At 36.0% G+C, this 23,882-nt stretch carries 24 protein-coding genes and 1 pseudogene; 12 read left to right on the forward strand and 13 right to left on the reverse strand.

Annotated features, from left to right (window positions below; genetic code table 11):
* Nucleotides 1–13: 13 nt before the first annotated feature.
* The 5 genes from ACE3RB_RS17270 (at nt 14) to ACE3RB_RS17290 (ending at nt 3,805) form a co-directional block, all read left to right on the forward strand.
* Nucleotides 14–919 carry a transcription antitermination protein NusB gene (locus tag ACE3RB_RS17270; RefSeq protein ID WP_002976290.1) on the forward strand — a complete coding sequence of 302 codons (906 nt, stop codon included), beginning with the start codon at nt 14–16 and terminating at the stop codon, nt 917–919.
* Nucleotide 920: 1 nt separating this feature from the next.
* Nucleotides 921–1,427, forward strand: a complete 507-nt coding sequence (locus ACE3RB_RS17275) for a DUF1573 domain-containing protein (protein ID WP_374465359.1) — start codon at nt 921–923, stop codon at nt 1,425–1,427.
* Between the two features lie 10 nt (nt 1,428–1,437).
* Nucleotides 1,438–1,797, forward strand: a complete 360-nt coding sequence (yajC, locus tag ACE3RB_RS17280) for a preprotein translocase subunit YajC (RefSeq protein ID WP_002976292.1) — start codon at nt 1,438–1,440, stop codon at nt 1,795–1,797.
* A gap of 152 nt (nt 1,798–1,949) precedes the next feature.
* A complete protein-coding gene (locus ACE3RB_RS17285) occupies nt 1,950–2,684 on the forward strand; it encodes an SDR family NAD(P)-dependent oxidoreductase (protein ID WP_374465360.1) in 735 nt (244 codons plus the stop codon).
* Nucleotides 2,685–2,959: 275 nt separating this feature from the next.
* Nucleotides 2,960–3,805 (forward strand): mechanosensitive ion channel family protein, encoded by an 846-nt coding sequence (locus ACE3RB_RS17290; protein WP_374465361.1) that lies wholly within the window; start codon nt 2,960–2,962, stop codon nt 3,803–3,805.
* 55 nt (nt 3,806–3,860) lie between these two features.
* On the opposite strand, the gene ligD is transcribed toward ACE3RB_RS17290, so the two are convergent.
* The 4 genes and pseudogenes from ligD to ACE3RB_RS17310 form a co-directional block, all read right to left on the reverse strand.
* On the reverse strand, nt 3,861–5,276 hold the full coding sequence (gene ligD / locus ACE3RB_RS17295; RefSeq protein ID WP_374465362.1) for a DNA ligase D: 1,416 nt from the start codon (nt 5,274–5,276) through the stop codon (nt 3,861–3,863).
* A pseudogene (locus ACE3RB_RS17300) lies at nt 5,264–5,723 on the reverse strand (hypothetical protein). Before ACE3RB_RS17300 ends, ligD begins: the two are co-directional and overlap by 13 nt.
* Nucleotides 5,724–5,794: 71 nt before the next feature.
* On the reverse strand, nt 5,795–6,400 hold the full coding sequence (locus tag ACE3RB_RS17305) for a DNA polymerase ligase N-terminal domain-containing protein (protein ID WP_374465363.1): 606 nt from the start codon (nt 6,398–6,400) through the stop codon (nt 5,795–5,797).
* Nucleotides 6,400–7,185, reverse strand: a complete 786-nt coding sequence (locus ACE3RB_RS17310) for a Ku protein (protein WP_374465364.1) — start codon at nt 7,183–7,185, stop codon at nt 6,400–6,402. The genes ACE3RB_RS17305 and ACE3RB_RS17310 overlap by 1 nt, the downstream gene beginning before the upstream one ends.
* A gap of 146 nt (nt 7,186–7,331) precedes the next feature.
* Here ACE3RB_RS17310 and ACE3RB_RS17315 point away from each other — a divergent pair, with 146 nt between their 5' ends.
* Nucleotides 7,332–7,901, forward strand: coding sequence for a Crp/Fnr family transcriptional regulator (locus ACE3RB_RS17315; protein ID WP_374465365.1), 570 nt, complete (start codon nt 7,332–7,334; stop codon nt 7,899–7,901).
* A gap of 127 nt (nt 7,902–8,028) precedes the next feature.
* Nucleotides 8,029–9,306 carry an adenylosuccinate synthase gene (locus ACE3RB_RS17320; protein ID WP_374465366.1) on the forward strand — a complete coding sequence of 426 codons (1,278 nt, stop codon included), beginning with the start codon at nt 8,029–8,031 and terminating at the stop codon, nt 9,304–9,306.
* A 187-nt stretch (nt 9,307–9,493) separates the two neighbouring features.
* Here the strand turns inward: ACE3RB_RS17320 and ACE3RB_RS17325 are convergent, their stop codons facing one another.
* The 6 genes from ACE3RB_RS17325 to ACE3RB_RS17350 all read right to left on the reverse strand — a co-directional run bounded on the left by ACE3RB_RS17325 (nt 9,494) and on the right by ACE3RB_RS17350 (nt 14,947).
* The gene (locus ACE3RB_RS17325) at nt 9,494–10,825 is read right to left on the reverse strand and encodes a M12 family metallopeptidase (RefSeq protein WP_374465367.1); all 1,332 of its coding nucleotides are present in this window, start codon (nt 10,823–10,825) and stop codon (nt 9,494–9,496) included.
* A gap of 476 nt (nt 10,826–11,301) precedes the next feature.
* Nucleotides 11,302–13,056 (reverse strand): aspartate--tRNA ligase, encoded by a 1,755-nt coding sequence (gene aspS, locus ACE3RB_RS17330; protein WP_374465368.1) that lies wholly within the window; start codon nt 13,054–13,056, stop codon nt 11,302–11,304.
* A 137-nt stretch (nt 13,057–13,193) separates the two neighbouring features.
* Nucleotides 13,194–13,556, reverse strand: a complete 363-nt coding sequence (locus ACE3RB_RS17335; RefSeq protein ID WP_332385683.1) for a hypothetical protein — start codon at nt 13,554–13,556, stop codon at nt 13,194–13,196.
* Between the two features lie 149 nt (nt 13,557–13,705).
* Entirely contained in the window at nt 13,706–14,146 is a 441-nt protein-coding gene (locus tag ACE3RB_RS17340) for an ankyrin repeat domain-containing protein (RefSeq protein WP_374465369.1), read from the reverse strand.
* Nucleotides 14,147–14,156: 10 nt separating this feature from the next.
* Nucleotides 14,157–14,360 (reverse strand): helix-turn-helix transcriptional regulator, encoded by a 204-nt coding sequence (locus ACE3RB_RS17345; RefSeq protein ID WP_077418859.1) that lies wholly within the window; start codon nt 14,358–14,360, stop codon nt 14,157–14,159.
* A 2-nt stretch (nt 14,361–14,362) separates the two neighbouring features.
* A complete protein-coding gene (locus tag ACE3RB_RS17350) occupies nt 14,363–14,947 on the reverse strand; it encodes a DUF2975 domain-containing protein (protein ID WP_374465370.1) in 585 nt (194 codons plus the stop codon).
* A 198-nt stretch (nt 14,948–15,145) separates the two neighbouring features.
* Here ACE3RB_RS17350 and ACE3RB_RS17355 point away from each other — a divergent pair, with 198 nt between their 5' ends.
* Both ACE3RB_RS17355 and ACE3RB_RS17360 read left to right on the forward strand, forming a co-directional pair.
* Complete coding sequence (locus ACE3RB_RS17355; protein WP_374465371.1) at nt 15,146–16,540, forward strand: MATE family efflux transporter; 1,395 nt, start codon at nt 15,146–15,148, stop codon at nt 16,538–16,540.
* Between the two features lie 246 nt (nt 16,541–16,786).
* On the forward strand, nt 16,787–16,906 hold the full coding sequence (locus ACE3RB_RS17360; protein WP_002976304.1) for a 30S ribosomal protein THX: 120 nt from the start codon (nt 16,787–16,789) through the stop codon (nt 16,904–16,906).
* 59 nt (nt 16,907–16,965) lie between these two features.
* Here the strand turns inward: ACE3RB_RS17360 and ACE3RB_RS17365 are convergent, their stop codons facing one another.
* The 3 genes from ACE3RB_RS17365 to ACE3RB_RS17375 all read right to left on the reverse strand — a co-directional run bounded on the left by ACE3RB_RS17365 (nt 16,966) and on the right by ACE3RB_RS17375 (nt 19,473).
* Entirely contained in the window at nt 16,966–17,622 is a 657-nt protein-coding gene (locus ACE3RB_RS17365) for a DUF937 domain-containing protein (RefSeq protein WP_002976305.1), read from the reverse strand.
* Nucleotides 17,623–17,702: 80 nt separating this feature from the next.
* Complete coding sequence (locus ACE3RB_RS17370; RefSeq protein ID WP_374465372.1) at nt 17,703–18,962, reverse strand: protein O-mannosyl-transferase family; 1,260 nt, start codon at nt 18,960–18,962, stop codon at nt 17,703–17,705.
* Between the two features lies 1 nt (nt 18,963).
* The gene (locus tag ACE3RB_RS17375; protein WP_374465373.1) at nt 18,964–19,473 is read right to left on the reverse strand and encodes a DUF2480 family protein; all 510 of its coding nucleotides are present in this window, start codon (nt 19,471–19,473) and stop codon (nt 18,964–18,966) included.
* A gap of 78 nt (nt 19,474–19,551) precedes the next feature.
* On the opposite strand from ACE3RB_RS17375, the gene lpxB reads away from it, so the two are divergent.
* From lpxB to ACE3RB_RS17390, 3 genes are all read left to right on the forward strand, one after another.
* Complete coding sequence (gene lpxB, locus ACE3RB_RS17380) at nt 19,552–20,655, forward strand: lipid-A-disaccharide synthase (protein ID WP_278352518.1); 1,104 nt, start codon at nt 19,552–19,554, stop codon at nt 20,653–20,655.
* Nucleotides 20,656–20,695: 40 nt separating this feature from the next.
* Nucleotides 20,696–21,787, forward strand: coding sequence for a glycoside hydrolase family 99 protein (locus ACE3RB_RS17385; RefSeq protein ID WP_374465374.1), 1,092 nt, complete (start codon nt 20,696–20,698; stop codon nt 21,785–21,787).
* Nucleotides 21,788–21,927: 140 nt separating this feature from the next.
* On the forward strand, nt 21,928–23,700 hold the full coding sequence (locus ACE3RB_RS17390) for a ComEC/Rec2 family competence protein (protein WP_374465375.1): 1,773 nt from the start codon (nt 21,928–21,930) through the stop codon (nt 23,698–23,700).
* The last annotated feature ends 182 nt before the right edge of the window (nt 23,701–23,882 follow it).

Below are 23,882 nucleotides of genomic sequence, written 5' to 3' on the forward strand. Positions count from 1 at the left end.
AAAAGCTCTTTGAATGTTAGGAAGACGACAAATCCGTGAAAAAGTAGTACAGACAGTGTATTCATACTACCAAAATCCTGTAAAATTTGATGTTTTAGAGAAAAACATGTTTGCCGGGATAGAGAAAATCTATTATCTGTACATCTACCAGCTCAATTTTTTGGTAGCTCTGAAAGAACTGGCAGAACATCAGATCGAAATTGGTAAGAATAAGTTTCTTAAGACTGATGCTGATATCAATCCTAACCAAAAATTCATCAACAACCAGGTATTGCTTAAACTGGAAGAAAATCCTGAAAGATTGTTTTTTACAGGTCAGCATAAGCAGTTGAAATGGGATATGCATGATGATTTATTGGTAAAGACTTTCCAAAGAATTACTGCAGGGAAACGTTATCAGGATTTCATGAAAGAAGAAGGTTACTCCTTTGAAGAAGATCAGAAATTTATCGGTAAATTATTCTTGAGATATATTGCTGAGAATGAAGATTTTCATGATTATTTAGGAGATAAGGAACTTTCATGGTATGATGATATCCACATTGCCAACTCAATGGTACAGAAAACAATTGGTTTCCTGAGAGAGGATGAAGAAAGCAGAACTTTGATCAAGATGATTAAAGATGAAGATGATAAAACTTTCGCTGCAAAACTGTTGAAAGACACGTTGAACAACTGGGAGAACAATGAAAAGAAACTGGAAGAAAGACTTGAAAACTGGGATCTGGAAAGAGTTTCTCTAATGGATAAAGTAATTTTGTCTACAGCAATTGCTGAACTTGATAACTTTGCTTTCACGCCTTCAAGAGTCATCATTAATGAATATATTGAAATTGCAAAAGTATTTGCTACAGACCGTTCCAATATTTTCATCAATGGTATTTTAGATAAATATTGTAAAGATCAAAATAGAATATAAAATGAAAAAGACGTTATCAATTATCGCCTTGTCAATTATAGGCTTTGGGTTAGTTTCATGCAAAAAAGAAAACAAAGAAACTCAAGGTACTGAAACTGCAACTACTGACTCTGCAGCTGTTGCGGCTCCTCTAACTACTGATTCTGCAGCAACACCTGCAACTGGTGAAGCAGCTGCTCCGGTTTTTAATCAGCCGTCTACTTCTGTTGCTTTATCTGAAAACAGCTTTGATTTTGGAAAAATCAAAAAAGGAGATAAAGTAGAGCACGTATATGAAATTACCAACACGGGGAAAAACCCATTGATCATTTCTGAAGTGAAGCCAGGATGCGGATGTACAGCTCCGGACTTTACGAAAGAACCAATTATGCCTGGTAAAAAAGGAAAAGTTACATTGCACTTTGATTCTTCAAGCTTTGACGGGAACGTTCAGAAGTATGCAGATGTTTTTGCAAACGTAGAAAAAGCCCCGATCAGATTAACATTCACTGCGAACATTCAACCATAATAATTAAAATATGCTGACATTATTTTTACAGGCACAGCCTCAGGGATCTTCATCAATGATGCTGATCATGATGGGTGTAATGTTTGTAGGGTTTTATTTCCTGATGATAAGACCTCAGATGAGAAAACAGAAGCAGGAAAAAAACTTTCAGGAAAACCTTAAAGTAGGAACGAGAGTAGTGCTTACATCAGGTCTTCACGGAAGAATTGCTCAGGTTCAGGATGACGGTTTTGTAATTGAAACTTTATCCGGAAAGCTGAAATTCGAAAAAGCAGCGGTTTCAAGAGAAATGACAGAAGCCCGCTTTGGAGCGAAATCTGCTGATAAGGCAGATGATAAAAAAGAAACAGCCACTGAAGAAAAAAAATAATTCAGTCTGAAAATATCTGTCTGCGGCGGGTGAACGAAGTTCACCCGCCGCAGCTTTTTTTATGTAGAATTATAGAAGCTGAAGTAATCATATGTTTATTTGTAAAAGCAATTGGTGAAATCATTGTTTAAATAAAAATTTATCTTTGTCACATGAATCAAAACACAAACAAAACGGTCCTTATTTTGGGGGCAAATTCTGATGTTGCCAAACAATGTATAAAGCAATATCTTGAAAAAGGGTTTTCAGTAATTGCTGCTTCCAGAAATACAGCTTCACTGGAAAACTTTATCGACTCAAATAACCTGGATCATTCAAAAGTGTCTGTTTTGTATTTTGACGCCTCAGATTTTGATTCTCATCAGAAATTCTATTCCGGCCTTTCCGTAAAACCTCATATTGTGGTCTATGCCGCAGGCTTTTTAGTAGACAATCAAAAAGCGCTAACTGACTTCAAGGGAGCAAAGCAAATGATGGAGGTTAATTATATGGGAGGGGTGTCTGTTCTCAGTATTATTGCAATGGATAAAAGCAATAAGAATCTGGAAAGAATTGTCGGGCTTTCTTCATTGTCCGGAGTAAGAGGAAGGAAAAGTAATTTTGTCTATGGAAGTACAAAGGCCGCATTTACACAGTTTCTGGCTGGTCTGAGACAGGAACTGGCTTCCCGTAAAATCATTGTAAATGCTTTGGTCATCGGCTATATCAGAACAAAAATAAATGAAGGGCTGGATTTGAATGAATCTCTGATCATGGAACCGGAGTATGTAGCGAAATTCATTGTTAATGCAGGAAATTCTTTTACCATTGTTCCAAACTTTAAATGGAAAATTATTTATCATATTCTTAGGCTTTTACCGGAAAATCTGGTGGCAAAATTACCTTAAGTAATATTTATTTAATTGTTATTTTCTTTAAGGTTGATAGACTTCGGTACCGTTTTTGTAATTCTATGACCCGAAAATTATTTCTTCCTGCAAGATTCAATTTCTGAATGATTATTGAGTAAAGCTGAAACATTCCGTTCTGCTTACAATCTGTTTTTAAGGATCAATATAATTTACTTTCACTCCAGGAGTGTAAGGTAAATTTCTGTTTAAATTTTGCAGGAGATATCAATACCTTATTGATATAAATAGTAAAACACATATATAATACAAAAATGGACGATTTAGAATTGAACAAGATTCAGCAGCACTGGGACACATTAATCTCTTCAGCAATTTCATGGGCTCCGAGAATTTTTACTGCAATCATTTCTGCATTATTAATTTACCTGATTGGATCATGGATGATAAGAATGATCAAAAAACTGGTTGAAAAAGCCTTCAAAAAACGGAATATGGAAGCTTCTCTGCAGCATTTCCTTTTAAATATTATCAATTGGGGACTGAATATTCTGTTGTTCATTGTCGTTGTAACTCAGCTGGGAGTGCAGACTTCTGCATTTGTAGCTATGATTGGTGCGGCAGGTCTGGCTGTTGGTTTGGCATTGCAGGGATCCCTGACGAATTTTGCCGGTGGAATTTTAATTTTATTATTAAAACCTTTTAAGATCGGTGACTTTATTTCTACCAATTCAGGAGTTTCAGGAACTGTAGAGGCTATAGATATTTTTCATACCAGACTGGTTACACCACAAAATCAACTGATTGTTATTCCTAACGGAGTAGTGTCAAATAACAGCATTACCAATTTTACCCAACTGGGAACACGAAGAACATCATTGGATATCGGAGTTGCTTATGATGCAGATTTAAGACATACAAAAGATCTTTTAATGAATGTCATTAAAAATAATCAATATGCTCTTGCAACCCCTGCCCCGCAGGTCGTGGTAACAGAGCTTGGAGAGAGTGCTGTCAATTTATCTGTAAGAGTCAGCTCTTCCACTGAAAATTTCTGGACGATGAACGAGGAGCTGATCATTAGTTGTAAAGAAGCTCTTGACAAAGCAGGAATCGGAATTCCTTTTCCACAGAGAGATGTACATATTTACAATCAATAATTATATTTAATTTTTTTTAAGAAACTCCTGCATTATACGATGTGGGAGTTTTATTTTAACCTATATTCTGCAGCCGCTCCAAGGCCTTCATCATATCAATTCCCTTACCTAAAACCGGCTTGAACAAATCTCCCTTTTCTTTAATTCTTTCAAGAGTATTATCAATATTAAAATCCATAGGTTTCACTCCAGGTTTTAATTCATCCCAATCCAAAGGCATAGAAACTGAAGCTCCCTGTTTGGGCCTTAAGCTGTATGCGCTTGCCAGGGTTTGCCCTGTTCTGTTCTGCAGGTAATCAAGATAAATCTTTTTGTTATCTCTTTTCTGCAAGCTTCTTTCTAACGTGGTGAGTTCAGGAAGTCTTTCATTCACCTGTTTCATCAGAATATGGGCGAAGTCTTTGACCTGGTCAAAATCATATTTACCACCCATCGGAATATAAACATGGATACCGGTACTTCCTGAAGTCTTACAATAGCCTTTTACATGAATTGCTGTTAAAACTTCATTCACCTGAAGAGCTGTTTCAATTACATCATCAAATGTATTTTTCTTTGACGGATCAAGATCCAAAACAAGGTAATCAGGATGCTCAAGGTCAGGAAGTGAACTGTTCCACGGATTCATATCAATACATCCTAAATTATTCAGATAGGCTAATGTTGCTTTATCATTACAGTAAATATAATCGATGTATTTGTCATTTGATTCAGAATATACCTGCGTGGTTTTTATCCAGTCCGGTATGGTGTCTCCTGCATCTTTCTGATAAAAGCCCTGTTCTTCAATTCCGTTTGGAAACCGGTTGAGAGAAAGAGGGCGGTTCTTCAGATAAGGTAAGATATAATTCGCCACAGACTGGTAATAGCCAATAACATCTCCCTTCGTAATACCATCTTTAGGAAAATAGATCTTATCCTGATTGGTCAGTTTAACTTTATGCTTATCTAATGTGATCTCCTTTTCTTTTTCAGAAACTTCAGTTTTTTTAGATGATGTTTTTGTCTTCATTTCTTTAGGTTTTTCGGTGAAGGATGATTCCTTGATATCTTCTGGTCCTTTGTCCTCTCTGACGGTTATAAAAACAGGATGTCTGAATATTCCGTCCCGGGTAATCTCAGAATATTTGATTTCGCATACCAGTTCCGGTTTTATCCAGGTTACTGGCATATTGGTTTTAGGAATTTTTTCGAAAGGTGAAGATTGTACAATTAATTTCTCAAGTCTTTGATAAAGCTCTTTCAAAGACGTTTTATTAAACCCTGTACCAGTATGGCCGCAATACGTAAGCTTTTGATTAATATATCTCCCCAGTATCAATGCCCCGAAACTTTCACGGGATCCTCTCGGTTCTGTAAAACCACAAATAATTACTTCTTCAGTATTTGAAAATTTTATTTTAAGCCAGTCACTGGTTCTGTGGTTTTCAATATACAAACTATCCGCCCGCTTCGCAATCATACCTTCCATTTCATTTGCTTAAAAAATTCAATACCTTTTTCGGGAATATGATCACAATATTTAATGGCATCAGTTTCAATTAAAGCTTCTTTTAAAAGTTCCTTCCGCTGAATGAGCGGAAGTTCCTCAGTAGAATGACCATTCAGCCAGAGAAGGTCAAAAACCTGATAAACAAGTGGTGTACCTGGATTGTCCCCGATTTGCTGTAGAAGCTGGAAATTGGGCTTTCCCTGATCGTCATATGCGACAACTTCGCCATCCAGAATCATCTGATATTTTTGCTTATCGAAATCCTGACTGATTTTTATCAAATTTTGATAAAAATGAAATTCCGTTCCGGGAATAGAAGAGTGGGGTTTCATGGCTGAGGTCCGCAATGGCTCTGTAGCCATCCCATTTTATTTCGAATATCCAGTCTTTATCATTGAAGGCATCTTCGGAAAGCTTAGCCAGCATAGGCCTGATGAAAGATTTAAGCTTTTTTTCGTTTGTTAAAGAATTGAAACTTCTAAATGGTTTTTCAGTAGTTATGACTTCTTTTTTTCTTTTATTTTTAGGCTTTTTTTTTCCTCTAAAAATTGGGAAACCAAAGATTTTGGGGATGTGTTTTCTTCAGCATCATACGGACTTTCTGCAAATTCATCTTTATGCTTAATGAGCAGCCATGAATTGTCCTCCGTATTTTTCATTTTAACCAGAGCAAATTCACCCTTCAGCTTTTTACCATGTAAAATGAACTTTAAAGATCCTGCATGTAATTCTTTCAGAAGCTCTTTTTCATCAGAAAGCTTACTGTTTTCTTCCAAAGGTTCATACGTTCCGCTGTCCCAGATTTCTACCTGTCCGGCACCATAATTCCCTTCAGGAATATTTCCCTCAAAATCTTTATAATCATAGGGATGATCTTCCACCATCATAGCAAGGCGTTTGTCTTTGGGGTCTAAAGAAGGGCCTTTCGGAACAGCCCAGCTTTTCAGTACCCCTTCCATTTCAAGGCGGAAGTCATAATGAAGTCTGGTTGCAGCATGTCTCTGGATTACAAAAATCAGCTTATTCTTACTTTTCTTTGTTCTTCCTTTGGGTTCGCTGGTTTCATCGAACTTTCGTTTTTTATGATAATCTTTGAGAGCCATTACGATGCGGATTTGGATTTAGAAGTATTTAAGCTGGCTTTTAACTGTGCCATGAGGTCAATCACTTTGCCTTCTTTTGCAGGCTGTGTTTTTCTTGCTTTTATATTTTTGCCTTTGGCTTTCTGCTTGATGATTTTCATCAATTCATCAGAATAGGTATCTTTATACATTGCGGGATCAAATTCCTGGGAAAGCTGTTCAATCAGGCTTACTGCCATTTTAAGTTCTGCAGGTTTGGGTGCCTTTTGAGCAGGAATTTTTAAATCAGTATAATCTCTTATTTCCTGGTCAAACCTTAAACGGTTCAGGACAAGAATTTCATCGTTATAAGGACGTATCATTCCGATAGCTTCGCTTTCACGGAGTACAAATGTCCCTACGCCTACCATACCGGTCTTTTCAAGTGCCTTCAATAAAAGCCTGTAAGCGCTTTCCCCATTTTTCTGGGGTTCCAGATAATAAGGCGTTTCAAAATAAACACTATCCACTTCCTCTTCTTTAACGAACTGGTCAATGGAAAGTATTTTTGTCTTTTCAGGGCTTGCCGCTTCGTAATCTTCTTCATCAAGAACGATGTATTTGTCGTCCATGAGATAACCTTTGACGATGTTTTCCCATTTTACTTCTTTTCCCGTATTTTCATTTACCCTTTTGAACCGGATATTGGAAAAATCAGATTTATCGAGCATATCGAGATCCAGTTTTGTGGTTTCCGTTGCCGAGTAAATTTTAACAGGAATGTTTACTAAACCGAAGCCAATGGCGCCGTTCCAAATTGCTTTCATTGTCTTACGTTTTTAAAAATCAAGCAATTAATATGCCGCCAGAAACTCATGTGGTACCTTTTGTGAACTTTGTTACCAAATGACAATTGTTTTTAGCGGTGACTTTTATACCTTTATACTTCCGCAATCCGTGGTTGATAACAGATATGGAAGAGCTTTTTACTTATATCAAAAAATTCGTAACACTGAATCCTCAGGATGAGCTTTTGATTGCTGAAGGAATTCAGGAAATTACTGTAAAAAAGGGGGAACTTTTTGTAGAAGCAGGGAAAGTAAGCCAAGGAATTGCTTTTGTGAAGAAAGGTGTTTTCCGGTCTTTATATTATAACAGGCAGGGAGATGATTTCACCAGGTATTTCATCTATGAAGGGCGGTTTATCGGAGATTTTCAGGGATTTACTGATCAGCTGCCTGCCCATGAAGATATTGAGGCTATTACTGATGCTGTCCTGTTGGTGATTGATTTTAAGCACTTTAAAATTCTGGAAGATAAAATTGCTGTATGGCCGGTTTTGTTTGCAAGAATCCATGCTTTTGTTGCTGAGAATAAACTCAAAGTGGCGAGCATCATGCTGAATCAGGATGCAAAATCACGCTATATTCACTTTTTAAATCATTATCCCGGCCTTGCTAACAGGGTTCCGCAGTCTATGCTGGCATCTTATCTTGGAGTTACGCCTTCTTCTTTGAGCAGGATCAGGAGAAATATTTTATAAGGTTTGAGAGTAATAGAGTTTGTGAGTTTTACTAACTTCTGATATTTCATAATCGCTTTTTGTCAAATGACAACGGTCTTTCCAGCTGGCTGTCATAGCTTTGCTTCATAAAATTTAAAGTACAAATATGGATATTGTATTAGGACTACAATGGGGAGATGAAGGTAAAGGTAAGTTCATTGATCTTATCAGTGAAAATTATGATATTACAGCACGTTTTAATGGCGGATCTAACGCTGGACACAGCATAGAAAGAAACGGGCGCAGAATCACGCTTAAAATGATTCCTTCCGGGATCTTTATGCAAGGAGTACAGAATGTGATCGGCACAGGAACTGTTCTGGATCCTGTAAGTTTTAAAAAAGAAATTCTGAATCTTCAGGTGTTTGATAAAACCATTCAGCCGGAAAATACTATCATTATTTCTCAAAAAGCACACCTGGTAATGCCAACGCATAGGCTTCTGGATATTTTTATGGAAGAAAGTCCCGAGTATACCACGATCGGAACTACAAAGAATGGAATTGCTCAGGCATATTCAAACAAAATATTAAGGCAGAATCTGAGAGTAGGGGATATATTTTCATCAGATTTTCAAAGCAGGGCACAACACATTCTGGATAGAGATTACAGAATACTGGAAGAAGGAGGAATGATTGTTTTGCCGGCTTTAGAAGAAATCAGTAAAGAGTTTTTTGATGCGGTGGAATTTCTTAAAAAATTCAATTGTACAGACACTGAGATTTATCTTAACAAAGCTTTATCTGAAGGTAAAAAAGTGTTGGCAGAAGGATCTCAGGCAGCGATGCTGGATATTGATCACGGTACTTACCCATATGTAACGTCTTCTTCAACGACCGCATCGGGGGCGAGCAGCGGATTAGGTGTTTCACCGAAAAAGACCGGTGAAATTTATGGGATTGCGAAAGCATATTGTACCCGTGTTGGAAATGGCACATTCCCAACGGAACTTTTAGATGAATTTGGAGATGATCTCAGAATGAAAGGGAATGAGTTTGGTTCCAATACAGGACGTCCGAGAAGAACAGGATGGCTGGATCTTCCTGCTTTAAGGTATGCAGTAATGATCAATGGAGTCACTCAATTGGTTCTGACAAAAGCGGATGTTTTGAGTGGATTGAAATCAGTAGCAGTTTGTACTCATTATGAACTTGAAGACGGAAAAACGGTATCGGTTTCGGGGTTACTTCCGGAGAATGGAAAACCGGTATTCAAATGGATGAATGGCTGGAATGCTGATTTTTCTGCAATGAAAAGTCCTTCAGAACTGCCCAAAGAAATGAATGAATTTCTGTCATTTCTGGAAGCGGAACTGGGAATTCCGGTGGCTTATCTTTCTACCGGACCGGGAAGGGAACAGATGTTGAAATTGACTATTAAATAAATTTAGACCAGTTTGTATATACTGATCTGATAAACAGAAGAGGCTGTTTCAAAAGTGTCATTCTGCCTAAGGAAGAATCTCATTCACAATTGATAATACGAGATTCTTCACTCCATTACATTTCGTTCAGAATGACAGCGTCAACTTATTTGACTTTTGAAACAACCTCTTTATCTGTTAGAATAGTTTAATTAACTTTTGTAAGGATAAAGCGCTGTTTTGTAGAAGGCTGAACCGTTTGATCCGTAGTGCCGATTACAATCGGGGTAAGATTGGTTGTCAAGCCGTCTTTTACCTCTAATCTCAATGCTGGTGCATTCTTTGGGGCAAATCCGAAACCATTGTTTCCCAGATTGAATAATAGCCATTTCTGGGAATCTGTATTAGCATTGGTTCTTAGCTCAACAGCTGTTCCACTTGTTGTTCCGTTACCTTTTACAGTCAGTACTTTTGAAGGATCCAGTATGGATTTGATGATATAATACCCGTGATCTGATTTGCTGAAAGTAAATCTCTGGTTATTTCCTGTAGAAGCAGAATACAGAATTACGCTGGTGCCGTCTGTAGTGGAACTTCCGGTAATATCTACATTTTTATCATTCGCCAAAGCTGTTGTCATGGTATAAGTTCCGTTGATTGCAGAACTGGCATTAACAGGTCCATACAAATGATTTATTCCTGCATAATCCCCTGCAGACAATCCTGTCCTTTGCTTGGTAAATGTAGATCCGTCAAGTTTAGTCATTACAGGCTGGCTTGGGTCTATAGCAAAGTCTGTAGACTGATACATCATGACTGAACCGAAATCAAACGCACCATGTCCTGCATAATCATTATAAAGATTGAAGTTATGACGGCTTCCTTCCACAGCTTTGTTTACGTCTACAATAATGTACTGATCTCTATCCGGGCGGCACTGCTCATGCATGATTCCCATAGAATGCATTATTTCGTGAGCGATAATGGCTGGATACGTGATATTATAAATTTTAATACCGTTTACTCTGTTTTTTTGCCATCCAAGCGGAGAGCTGTTGGAGGTTGTATAAGTAAAAGTGATGTACTCTGTCTGGTTTGTACGTTCAACAAACTGCATGCTGGTTTGGGAAGAGATCATATCAAACGCTTTGTTGATATTGGTAAGGAACGTATTATAATTCTGAGTGCTCATAGTTCCCTGGCTGGGTAATGTGTAATAGACTGTAGCATTCGGCCATGTCTTAATAAATGAGCTTACAATGGTGCTTTTTTCAGTTGTGGATATTTCAGAATTGGCCTGCATTTTTAACTTGTCAAACTGCTCGGCGCTAATCGTAATATCATCAGCATAAAAATATTCACCATTCACTTCATTAACATAGGTGTATTTTCCGTTAATTAATAATTTGTGAATTTTTGTATTGTCCAGCTTCGTCGTTGTTTGATCTATTGAATCTGACTGTGCATTTTCAATATCCGACCTACATGAATTCAGTGCCAAAACAAGGCATCCTGATAAGAGTAATAGTTTGCTTTTCATATTATTTAATATTGGTTGGTGATCAGGTTTATATATGAACAGCTCTATTATTACCCCACGCAAAAGATTATTAAAATTAATCAATTCTTAAGTTTGATTAAGTCTTCATTATAATTCAGCTGTGTGTTGTAAGTATATTAATAAAAGATTATTATTGTATATAACATAATATAATGATTGTTTTATTGATATTTTGTTTGATAAATGTATTTAATTCGTTAATTAATTTATTGTGTTTTATTTTTTACTATTATATTTAAAATTAGGTTATTTCACTAATATTTGATTTGCAAATAAAAATTGTACTCTATATTGATATAAAGTCTATTCTGTTGATAAATAAGAAAGTGTGCTGAATTTGTAAAGTCGTGAATCCGGGATAATGCTTTCTCATGAACATGTATTTTTGTAAGTCTAAATTGAAGATTCCTGTAATTGAGGATATAAAAAAGCGGGGTGAAAACCCCGCTGTATATTTATGCTTTTAAATTTAATTGTAATTCTAATTCATCAAGCTGTGCATCGGCGATCGAAGCAGGAGCATCAATCATGACATCTCGTCCTGAATTATTCTTAGGGAATGCAATATAATCTCTGATGACTTCATTTCCGTCAAGGATCGCTACCAAACGGTCAAATCCAAATGCAAGACCTCCGTGTGGCGGTGCGCCATATTTGAAGGCATTCATAAGGAATCCAAACTGAGCTTCTGCCTCTTCTCTGGTAAACCCTAATAAATCAAACATTTTAGACTGAAGATCTTTATCAAAAATTCTGATAGAACCTCCACCGATTTCGTTTCCGTTCAGAACCATATCATAAGCGTTGGCTCTTGCTTTACCAGGATCAGTTTCCAATAAATGGATATCTTCCGGCTTCGGAGAAGTGAAAGGGTGGTGCATTGCATGGTATCTTTCAGTGTCTTCGTCCCATTCCAACAGAGGGAAGTCTACAACCCAAAGTGGTGCAAACTCATTTCCTTTTCTTAATCCCAAACGGTTTCCAAGTTCCATTCTCAACGCAGAAAGCTGAGCTCTTACTTTGTTTTCGTTTCCGGAAAGAATCAACATCAGGTCTCCTTCTTTTGCTCCGAATTTTTCGATAATTTTTGCTAAATCCTCTTCACTGTAGAATTTGTTTACTGATGAGGTCTTTACTCCATCATTCTGGAATTTTACCCAAACCATTCCTGAGGCGCCAATCTGAGGACGTTTTACCCAATCAACAAGCTCATCGATTTGTTTTCTTGTATATTCTGCACATCCTTCTACATTGATTCCGACAACCAATTCAGCATCATCAAATATTTTGAAGTCTTTTCCTTTTACAAGCTCATTCAGTTCTACGAATTCCATTCCGAAACGGATATCCGGTTTGTCGTTTCCGTATTTTCTCATCGCATCTGCGAAAGTCATTCTTGGGAAATCCCCGAATTCCTGACCTGTAATATCTTTTAAAAGAGTTTTAGTCATTCCTTCGAATACGTTCATAACATCTTCCTGCTCTACAAAAGCCATTTCACAGTCGATCTGTGTAAATTCCGGCTGTCTGTCAGCTCTTAAATCCTCATCACGGAAACATTTTACAATCTGGAAATATTTATCCATTCCACCTACCATCAAAAGCTGTTTGAAAGTCTGTGGAGACTGTGGCAATGCATAAAACTGTCCCGGATTCATTCTGCTCGGCACGACGAAGTCTCTTGCTCCCTCCGGAGTAGATTTGATCAGTACAGGAGTTTCCACTTCAATGAAACCTTCATCAGACAAATAATTTCTTACTTTCTGCGCCATTTTGTGACGGAAGATCAGTTTATCTTTTACCGGATTTCTTCTGATATCCAGGTAACGGTATTTCATTCTTAATTCCTCACCGCCATCGGTTTCATCCTCAATGGTGAAAGGTGGCAGCTGAGAATCATTCAGAATCGTAAGCTTTTCCACAAGGATTTCAATTTCTCCTGTCGGAATATTAGGATTTTTGCTTACTCTTTCAATAACTCTTCCGGTAGCCTGAATCACAAATTCACGGCCCAGTTTTTTAGCCTCTTCCATCAGTTGTGCAGAAGAACGCTCCTGGTCAAAAACCAGCTGGGTAATTCCGTAACGATCTCGAAGATCTACCCAAATCATAAATCCTTTATCACGGATAGTCTGTACCCATCCTGATAGTGTAACTTCTTCATTCAGATTTTTCAGAGATAGCTCTCCGTTGGTGTGTGATCGAAACATAATTATTTGTTTAAAGTTCAATGTTTAAGGTCCAATTCCGGACCTTGAATTTTTCGTTGGCAAAGATAAGATTTTTGCAGGTTTTATAAATAAAAAAAACTTCCTTTCGGAAGTTTCATATATTGTTTTTAGATTTTTTAATCTCTATTGCCGCCTTTTGCTATCAGAATTTTCTTTATTTCTTCACTGCCCTTTGTATCATCAGCAACTTCAAGAGGTGTTTTGTTCTGACATTTTTTGTTAACATTGGCTTTATTGTCCAAAAGGAAATTCAGAATATTCTTTCTGTCAGCCATCACACTGAAACCAAGGGGTGAATAAAGTATATCTCCAACAAGGAAACATTTGTTGTAATCTCCCGGTGCAAACTGTTTTTTAAATGTTGCTATATCATCAGAATAAATGGCTTTCATCTTTTCCTGAGTCATTCTCTGGGCAGATAGCATGCTTCCGGACAGTAACATTCCAAATAGAAAGATAGTAGAGATTATTTTTTTCATAAGAATAATTTTTAAGAATATACAAATCTAAATTAAATTTTATTACCAATTGCTAAGTTTTGATAATAATTATTGTTCTATTAATCAGATTATTCTCGTATTAATTATTGAATTACAAATCCGCTGTTTTGAATATATGAATTGAAAAATTATTCCAGAAGTTTAATGATTTCAGGTTTATCATATTTCCGGGCATAATCCAAAGCTGTGTAACCGGCTGATGTTTTAGTCTCTTTTTTTGCTCCATTGGCCAGAAGTTTCTTTGTAAATTCTGTATTTCCATATTTTGCTGCAAACATTAAGGGCGTCTTTCCGTCACATATTTTGTCTAAATCTGCTTTTTCATCAATCAGTTTTTGGAATACTTCTTTACTGTTCATTTTAATGGCTAAGCCTAATAAAGTGTAGGTATTGTTTTCAATCTGATAACAAGTATTGATGTTATTTTTATTGATCAAAGTATTAAAATAAGCTGTATTATCGTACTTTAACATTTGTTTGTGTTCATTGGTTAGCTCTTGAGCATTGGTGTATGTTGAGAACACAGCCATTATTAAAATGATTGTTTTTAAGTTTAAATTGAGTTTCATATTATTTATTTTAAGGTTTAAATTCTAATATATCACCAGGCTGGCAATCCAAGGCAGTACAGATTGCTTCTAAAGTTGAAATTTTTAAAGCTTTGGCTTTTCCGTTTTTCAAAATTGAAAGATTGGCCTGTGTAATTCCTATTTTTTCAGCCAATTCCTGGGACTGCATTTTTCTTTTTGCAAGCATTACATCAATATTGATAATAATCGGCATAATTATATTGTTAAGTCATTTTCTATTTGTAATTCGTATCCCTTTTTAAAAAATTCTATAATAAAAAGGATGATAATTCCTAAAGTAAGATGAAGTAGTATAAACATTGGATCTATACTGTATACAGACTTATCCATGAAATATAAAACGGCACAATAAATAGGAATGAATATTATGTTGAGAATGGCAAATGATTTAAGATACTGAATAACTTTTATATTAAAAATAATCTCTTTGCTCATTCCTCTGAAAATTCTGAACAGATAAAAAGTAAACAGACTGTAAAACCCAATGAAAAATATGATTGAAATAAAGGTATATAGCGTATAGCTTCCTCTGATTACAAAATTGGTTAATGGCATTTTGAACTGAAAAGTTAAAGAATCAGCGGTTGTTTTTGTAATTTCATCATTGAAATCTCCAGTTTTAAAAGTGTCTTGGAAATATTGTGTTCCCTGATGTATGTTGAAATATACTATAACGAATCCAAAAATCAAGTAACCTAAATACAGCAGCTGACCTATTGAAACAGTCAGCAGAATTTTATTTAAAATTGTGGAGACAGATTTTTCACCAATTAATTTCATATAATTATTTTATTTGTTGTAAATGTATAAATAATTATTGTAATACGATAAATATTTATTGTAAATTTTGTTTTCAATATTTTGATTCGACTTTTTTACAAAAATGATCAGTCTTCAGCAGTTGTTAAAAACTTTTCATATGCCAACTTTTAATTGTTTTTGAATGAATACTTTTGCTAAGTAAACTAAAAAGAGGTCATGACAAAATATGTTGAATTTTTGAAAAAAGCGTTTAGCGGGGAAGAGACAGATTTTACCAGAGTGAATATCAGAAGTGCCGTATTGCTTTTAGCTATTCCCATGATGCTGGAAATGGCTATGGAGTCCGTATTTGCGCTTGTAGATCTTTATTTTGTCGGTCATCTGAAAGAAAGCGGTTTTGCTATTCAGACAGTTGGGCTTACCGAATCTGTACTTTCAGTAATGTATTCTATTGCGATAGGGATGAGTATGGCTGCAACGGCTTTGGTGGCAAGACGAATCGGGGAGAAAAATCCTGAGCAGGCTTCCAGAAGTGCTGCGCAGGTATTGCTTGTTTCCTTTGCTATTACGTTTGTTTTAAGTTTACTGGGAGTGATCTATGCAGAAGAAATTCTGATTCTGATGGGGGCTAAACCAGAGGCTGCATATTATGGAAAGAATTTTACCAGGATTATGATGGGAAGCAGTACGATTATCATGCTTTTATTTTTAATCAATGGGATCTTCCGAGGAGCAGGAAATGCGATGATTGCGATGAAAAGTTTATGGATTGCCAATATTGCCAATATTATTCTTTGTCCTGTTCTGATAAAAGGTCTGGGACCTGTGCCTGCTTTGGGATTGACGGGAGCTGCTCTGGCAACTACAATAGGGCGTAGCATTGGAGTAGTTTATCAATTATACCATCTTCTGGTGGCGGATACTCAGATAAGAATTAAACTTTCTTATTTTAAACCTAATTATGAATTGATCCAATCCATCATCAAAATCGCAACACCGGGAATTTTTCAGTTTGTCATTGCTTCATGCAACTGGATTTTCCTTGCAGAATTGGTTGCAACTACAGGAGGAGAGAATGCATCGGCAGGTTATCAGACTGCTTTGAGACTGATGATGTTTTTTATGCTTCCAGCCTGGGGATTGAGTAATGCGGCCTCCACTTTGGTAGAACAGAATATGGGAGCTAATGAAATGCTGAGAGCCGAACAGTCCGTAATGAAAACTGTGAAATATAATGTCATCTTTATGCTGGTGGTAAGTCTGATATTTATTTTTATGGGAAATTTTTTAGTGGGTTTTTTCACTCAGGAAACTGCTATTAAAGACTTTGCCAAAAATGCCCTTCAGATTATGAGTACCGGATTTATTTTTTATGGAATCGGAATGGTGATGATCAATGCATTCAATGGTGCGGGTGACACATGGACACCAACCTGGGTTAATCTTTTTGGTTTCTGGCTGTTTCAGATTCCTCTGGCTTATTTTTTATCGAAGTATTTTGAACTGGGTCCTAAAGGAGTCTTTATTTCAATTCCCGCAGCAGAAACCTTAATTACCATTGTCGCTTTTATTTTATTTAAAAAAGGAAAGTGGAAAACGATAAAAGTTTAAGAGGGTGGGGGCCGGAAGCTGGAAGAAGGAAGTCCTGGCAGCCCGAAATATTTAAACAGCCTTTTGTTGGCAAAATGAAAAAAAATAAGTGATCTGCAGATTAAGAATCGAAACTGGTAACCTGATAATAACTTCCAGCCTCCCTCTCCCAGCTTCCCTTCTTAATTTATAAAATTTTAACAGCTTCATTAATTGGATTTTAGCGCTGTATTTTCTAAATTCGTAGAACAACAAATACATCATACTATGGGAAAAGGAGACAAAAAATCAAGAAGAGGAAAGATTAATTCCGGAAGTTATGGTAAAAGAAGACCTAAAAAAGCCTCAAAATCTTTTGTAGCTTCTGAAGAAAAATCTAAAAAGTAATTAAAAATAAAAAGACCGAAGATTATTATCTCCGGTCTTTTTTATGAAAATTAAATTAATTATTTACCTCCAAGAATATTACCAAGGATGCTGCCCAAGCCGCCACCTCCTTGTTGTTGGTTTCCACCGCCGCCCAATACACTTCCCAGTATATCGTTCAGTGGATTTCCAGATGATTGAGATTGTCCGCCGCCTAAAACACTTCCAAGAATGTCATTTAAAGGATTAGACTGCTGAGCCTGAGCCTGGTTTGAAGCATTTCCAAGAATTCCTCCCAACAAATCTCCCAAGCCGCCTGCTCCTACATTATTTTGTTGCTTTTGCTGACCGATGTAACCCATTACAACAGGTGCGAGCATGGCAAGGATAGGTCCTATTTTGTCTATTGAAATCCCGGTGTTTTGTGACAATTGGTTTTCAACAGTACTTTTTTGTCCGCCAAAGATATGATCAAGGATAGATCCGCCTTCAGCCTGTCTTGCTTCAATTTGTGAAGCATCATTTAAGATACTTCCGTTATGGTCTTTATCTAAGGCATTATTTAAAGCTTCTGCTTCTTTTGCATCCTGAGATTTATTTCTAAGATAAGAAATGATAAGAGGGGTCGCTACAGCCAATAGGGCGATCACCTGGTTTTTGCTGATTCCGAATTTGTTTTCAGCCTGTTCAGCAACCTGGTTGCCAGTATTCCCTGTAAGTAGGTCAATTAAACTCATTTTTGTGTTTATTAAGTATTAAGTACACCAAAGTTATCAAAAAATATGCCTCATAAAATGACCGCCTTTCATAATTATTGTTAAAGTTTTCTGATCTGTTCCTCCGTATATCCTTTACTTTTTAACAGCTTTATATATTCTACTGCACTATTGGTCATCCATTCAATAGGTTCTGGTGCCTGTTTTTTATCAATAGTGAACTCCAGAATACCTACATTGTTATTCATCCATGGAAGTACATAATAAGAGAGTCCGCCCTTATACTCTTTAAATGAATGGAATTCTTTTCCTTTCTCTGTTAAGGATATGACTTTATACAGTAAAAGATAACCTACAGGAATCAATAAGCAAACCCATGAAAATTTTCTCAGATGAGCATATTTGACAGAGGAGAGACCATATCCGATAGATAAAGCAAAAATGATATTGAAAGGCAAAAAGAAAACATAATTGTCTGATACCGCATAAAATGTTGAAAATCCATATACACATACAGCTCCCACTGCAAAAACAAAAAACATTTTTCTGTTGGTATTGTACAGAAATAAGACACCTGCGACTCCGAAAAATGTAAACAGATTGAAATTATAAATAAGATATACGAAAGATTGAAAAAAATCCTTTACATATTGAATGAAATCTTTTTTCAGGGAATCTTCTACCCATGTTCCCTGGTCAGAGCTATAAGGAGAATTAAAAGGAAGCCCCTGGGAGATATTCAGAATGAATAAAAAACTGAATAGCACAACAAAAATCAATAGTGAAGTTGCAGCATATTTTTTTTCATTTCTGAAATAAAATAGAAAGATCAGTAAAGCTGGGATGAGGAGAATATTCTGAATATGTACCCATAAGCTTATCCCTAGAAATAAACTGCTTAACAGGATATAGATTCTTTTGTTTTCTGTAAAACTTTTGATAACCGAAAAGAAAAAAAGACTTACCCAAAGCGAATTATAAGTATATACTTCTACGATTTCTGCATTTCTCCAAAAGGTAAAACTGAAACCAAATACAAAAGCAGCCGTAATAGAAGCCCATTCTGTTTTTGAAATACTTTTCACCGTGAGATAAATGACAGAAACTGTGGCGGCCCCTGAAGAAACTACTAAAAACCTGCTTGCTTCGATAGCGTTGATCCCTGCCAGATTTTTAATGAAAATAACAGTATTAATATATAAAAAGTGACTGGTTGCGGTAGCCGTTGTTTCCCATATGCCTTTTTCTGTACTCAGCACAAATCCTACACAGTCTGCAAAAGGAATTTTTGAAAAACTCCCGCAATAATAGATACCAAGAAAAATAATAAATAAAAATACGGCTGATAAAGATTTGTTCATATTAGTTCTTTACAATAGGAACATTAGAGCAAGCTTCTCCGAACATCAGGGATTTTACTATTGGTTTTAACTGTTCTACCAATTCAATATAAGCATTTTCAGGGATTTCTTTATCAGAGCAGCCTTTTACAAGCACTCTTTTTCCTCTCATTTCCTCAAAATCATAAGTCTGGATGGCATTATGCATTAAAATAACTTCCAGATCTTCACGGCTTCCAAATACTATTTTCTTAGCTACATCTGTAAGTTTTGCAGTTAAAACAAAATAAGCCCAAAGAGGAATGATAGTATCTACAGAATTGTAGATGTATATATAAGAATCTTTATATTGTTCAGTATCTATAGCATCTACCTTTTCACGGAAATCTTTTTCTTTGAGGATCATCTCCTGAAAAAGAAAATCTTTAAGGTCAATACCCTTTCTTTCTCCTTTTGGCAGTAAAGTGGTAAGGTCAAAATTGATAAGGCCGCTTTCTGCAACTTTATTCCTGATTTCAAATTCTTCTGACATTTTTTATAATTATCTTTGAACAAATTTACGAATTAAGATCATATCTGTCTTAATTTGTTCTCTATCCTTACTATAGAAATGAAGTATTATATTATTGCAGGAGAAGCTTCCGGTGACTTGCATGGAAGCAACCTGATGAAAGCCTTGAAACATAAAGATCCCAATGCGGAATTCAGATTTTGGGGAGGTGATCTGATGAAAGCTCAGGGGGGAACACTGGTAAAACATTATCGTGACCTTGCTTTTATGGGATTCCTGGAAGTTGTAATGAACCTCCGCACCATTCTGAATAATATTAAATTCTGTAAAGAGGATATTCAGAAGAACAGACCTGATGTTTTGATTCTGGTAGATTATCCGGGTTTTAACCTGAGAATTGCCAGATTTGCCAAAGAGCTTGGAATCAAGGTCGTTTATTATATTTCCCCGCAGCTTTGGGCGTGGAAAGAAGGACGTGTAGAGATTATCAAAAAATATGTGGATGAAATGATGGTGATTCTTCCTTTTGAAGAGGATTTTTACAGAAAGCATGGAGTTCACTCTCATTTTGTAGGCCATCCTTTGCTGGATGCTATTTCAGATTTGCAGGAAATCAGTGTTGAAAAATTCAAATCTGAAAACGGGCTGAATGAAAAAGAAATCATTGCCCTTTTACCAGGTTCCAGAGAACAGGAAGTGGAAAAGATGCTTGAAATGATGCTTTCTGTAAGACCGCAATTTCAGAACTATCAGTTTGTGATTGCCGGAGCGCCGAGTCTTCCGAAAGAATTTTATCAGAAATATGTGGATGATAATGTTCATTTTGTTTCCAATAAAACCTATGACTTGCTAAGATGTTCAAAGGCGGCTCTCGTAACTTCCGGAACGGCTACTCTGGAAACCGCTTTGCTGAACATTCCTGAAGTGGTTTGCTATCGCGGAAGCAAAATTTCTTATGCCATTGCAAAAAGACTGGTAAAAAATATCAATTACATTTCTCTGGTTAACCTGATTATGGATAGAGAAGTTGTGAAAGAGCTGATTCAAAATGATCTGAATACTAAAAATCTGGTAACAGAACTCAATAAAATTCTGACAGGAGAAAAAAGAGAGCAGGTTCTGAATGACTACCATCTTCTGAGAGAAAAACTTGGTGGAAAAGGAGCCAGTGAACATGCTGCTGAGGTAATATTGAAAGTATAATTTTTACCAATGACTTTTAGAATTTAATTACTTTTTAGCTATGAATTATTTTAACCGTTTCCTGTTATTACTGACCATTACATTGTTTTTTTCAAACAGCTTTGCACAGCAGAATAACGAAAGAGATAAAGTCCAGATATTTTATTACGGCTGGTACGGAAATCCTGCAATAGACGGAAGCTATCAGCACTGGAATCATGAAATCCTTCCTCATTGGAATAATCCGAAATGGAATAACCTTGGGCATCACAAAGGAGGAGATGATATTGGTGCCAACTTTTATCCGGCACTCGGAAATTACAGCTCCAATGACCCAAAGATCATTGAGAAGCATATGAAAATGATCAAGGATGCAGGAGTGGGAGTAGTTGTAGTAAGCTGGCTGGGAAAAGATTCGTTCACGGATAAGAGCCTTATCAAGTATCTGGATATTGCAGATCGGTTTAATTTAAAAATAGCATTCCACATAGAGCCTTTCTATAAAAATACAGCAGAATTAAAAGAACAGCTTTCTTATCTCATAAAAACCTATTCTTCTCATCATGCTTTCTATAAAAAAGAGGGAAAACCACTTTTCTATGTGTATGACAGCTATAAAATTCCTAAGGAAGAATGGAGTGAAATACTATCCAAAAACGGAAAAAAAACAGTAAGGAATACAGATTTAGATGCTGTTTATATCGGGCTTTGGGTTGAAAAGGATGATGCGAAATTTTTTGATTCATCAGGATTTGATGGTTTCTATACCTATTTTGCCAGCGAAGGTTTTGTGTATGGAAGTACAATTGCCAATTGGGATTTTATGGCCGGTTTTGCTAAAGAGCATCACCTGATTTTTATCCCTTGTGTCGGGCCGGGCTATTCAGATACAAGAATACGTCCATGGAATGAAGCCAACTTCAAAAGCAGAAACAATGGAAAGTATTACGAAAATATGTTTGATGCTGCCATCAAAGTTAATCCGGATTTCATTGGAATCACATCATTCAATGAATGGCATGAAGGAACACAGATAGAGCCAGCTGTTCCTAAAAAAGCAGGTGATTTCAAATATGAAGATTATGGGAAAGATCCTTTATTTTATATTAAAGAAACAAAGCGTTTGACGGATAAATTTCTGAAAAAGAGATAGCATACTTTCAAACGTAATTTTTATAAAAATAAATTAAGCGTTCTGTTGACATCTTTGATGGATAACGGGACGCTTATCAGTTATTTAGGAGATAATACATCAATCATTAATTATCTAATTTTTACAGATAATTATTGGAATTGCAAAAACAACCTCTTCTTATTCTCGCAGTATGCTTTATTCTTGGAATTTTTTTTCAGGATAAAATGGTGTTGACAGAATATGCTATTTATTGGGCTGCTGCAATTTGTTTAATCCTTCTGGTTATAGTATGCTCTCATTCTTATTTTCTATACAAAACCAGGACAGCTTTACTGATGCTTTTGTTTTTTGGAGCGGGAGTTATTCTTCATTTTTATAATTCCTTTTCATCAGATGAACATTCGCAGGTAAAGCAAAAAGAAATAATTATTTTTAAGATTTCTCAAAAGCTGAACTCTACAGAAAAATATAGAAAATATGAAGGAACAGCACAAACTGGAAACAAAAGTTTAAGTTCAGTTTTTTATGTTCCAAGAGATTATAAAGAGCTGGATTTTATTCATTATTACAAGAGTGAAGCTTATATTACACGGCCTGAAGCTCCTCAATATGATTTTCAGTTTGATTATGCCCGGTATCTCGGAAGAAAGCATATTTATTATCAGATTTATATTTCAAAAGAAATCGGATCTGCAGAGCGGAATGATTTAACAGTTACAGATAATCTGCGGCAATACAGGTTTGCAGTTCTCAATAAAATTGATCAAACCGGGATGTCAGGAAAAAGCAATGAGTTTTTAAAAGGCATTATTCTCGCGGACCGTACAGAAATTGATGCAGATACTGTCAGGGATTTCAATAAGTCAGGGCTGGTTCATTTTTTGGCGATCTCCGGAACCCATATTGTTGTAATCTTTGGAATGTTTTACTTTTTGCTGATCCGTTTTACTCCATTAAGATTCAGAAAATATGCTGTAACTATCAGTTTGGCTTTTATCTGGTTGTTTGCTGCTTTCATTGGATTTGGAAATTCGGTTCTGCGTTCGTGTATTATGCTGAGCGTTTATTTTATCTTCATATTGCTGCAACGGAAGCTGGATTTGCTTCATTCATTGGCTTTGTCAGTCTTTTTTATTTTAATTGCAGATACACAGCAGCTTTTTGATGTAGGATTTCAGCTTAGCTTTTTAGCTGTTTTGGGAATTTATTGGCTGAATCAGCCCTTTTTAAAATACTTTCCCAAACAGGATAATTATATTAAAAAAATACTTTTTAATACCATTACAATATCTCTGTCGGCTCAGCTGGCAACGCTACCTGTGGTACTGTATTACTTTCATCAGTTTTCATTGATCTCGATCCTTGCGAATTTTGTTATTGTTCCCTTTTCTGAAATCATTATTGTGTTTTCATTCTTAATGACCGCGCTCATTTCTGTCAGCGCTGATTTTGAATTGATAAACGGGGTATATGATGGGGTTATTCATATTTTACTCAAGGTGATCCATTGGTTTGCTGAGGTAGATGTATTGTTCTTTGAAAATATTCCGATGAATGGGGTAGAAGTACTGTCAGCTTCGGTTGTTATTTTTTTACTAAGACCTTTGATGTTGAAATTTAATTTTAAAAATTCGATGACATTGATGATGGCTGTTTTAGTATTTCTGATGATAAGAACAGGAAGTACGGCTTTTGAAAACCGGAAAGAAGAAATACTGGTTCATACCTTTGGCAAAATTAAAATTTTCTCCATAAAAACGGGAAATAAAGTATCTTTCTGGATTTCAGATATGAAAAATGAGGCGAAGATCCGGCAGTATGTTATCAATCCTTATTGTGCTTCCAGAAGAGTGAGGCATCTTGAAATAAAAAGCATATCATCTTCTACCCAAAAAGCAGTTTTCAGAGATAAAATTTATGATCTGAAATAATGGTTCTTAAGTTAGAAATTTTCCCGCATCTATAATGGATAAATTCTTATTTAGAAAGATTACAAACTGTCTAATTGTGAGATTTCTCACTTTTTGATATTGTTAAACTTTCTTAATTTTGTGGAAATTCAAATTTAAACTTATATGGCAGGTTTAACGAGTTCTACGATAGGTAGAAAATA

The sequence above is a fragment of the Chryseobacterium sp. genome, from assembly GCF_041914225.1.
Classification (GTDB): Bacteria; Bacteroidota; Bacteroidia; order Flavobacteriales; family Weeksellaceae; genus Chryseobacterium.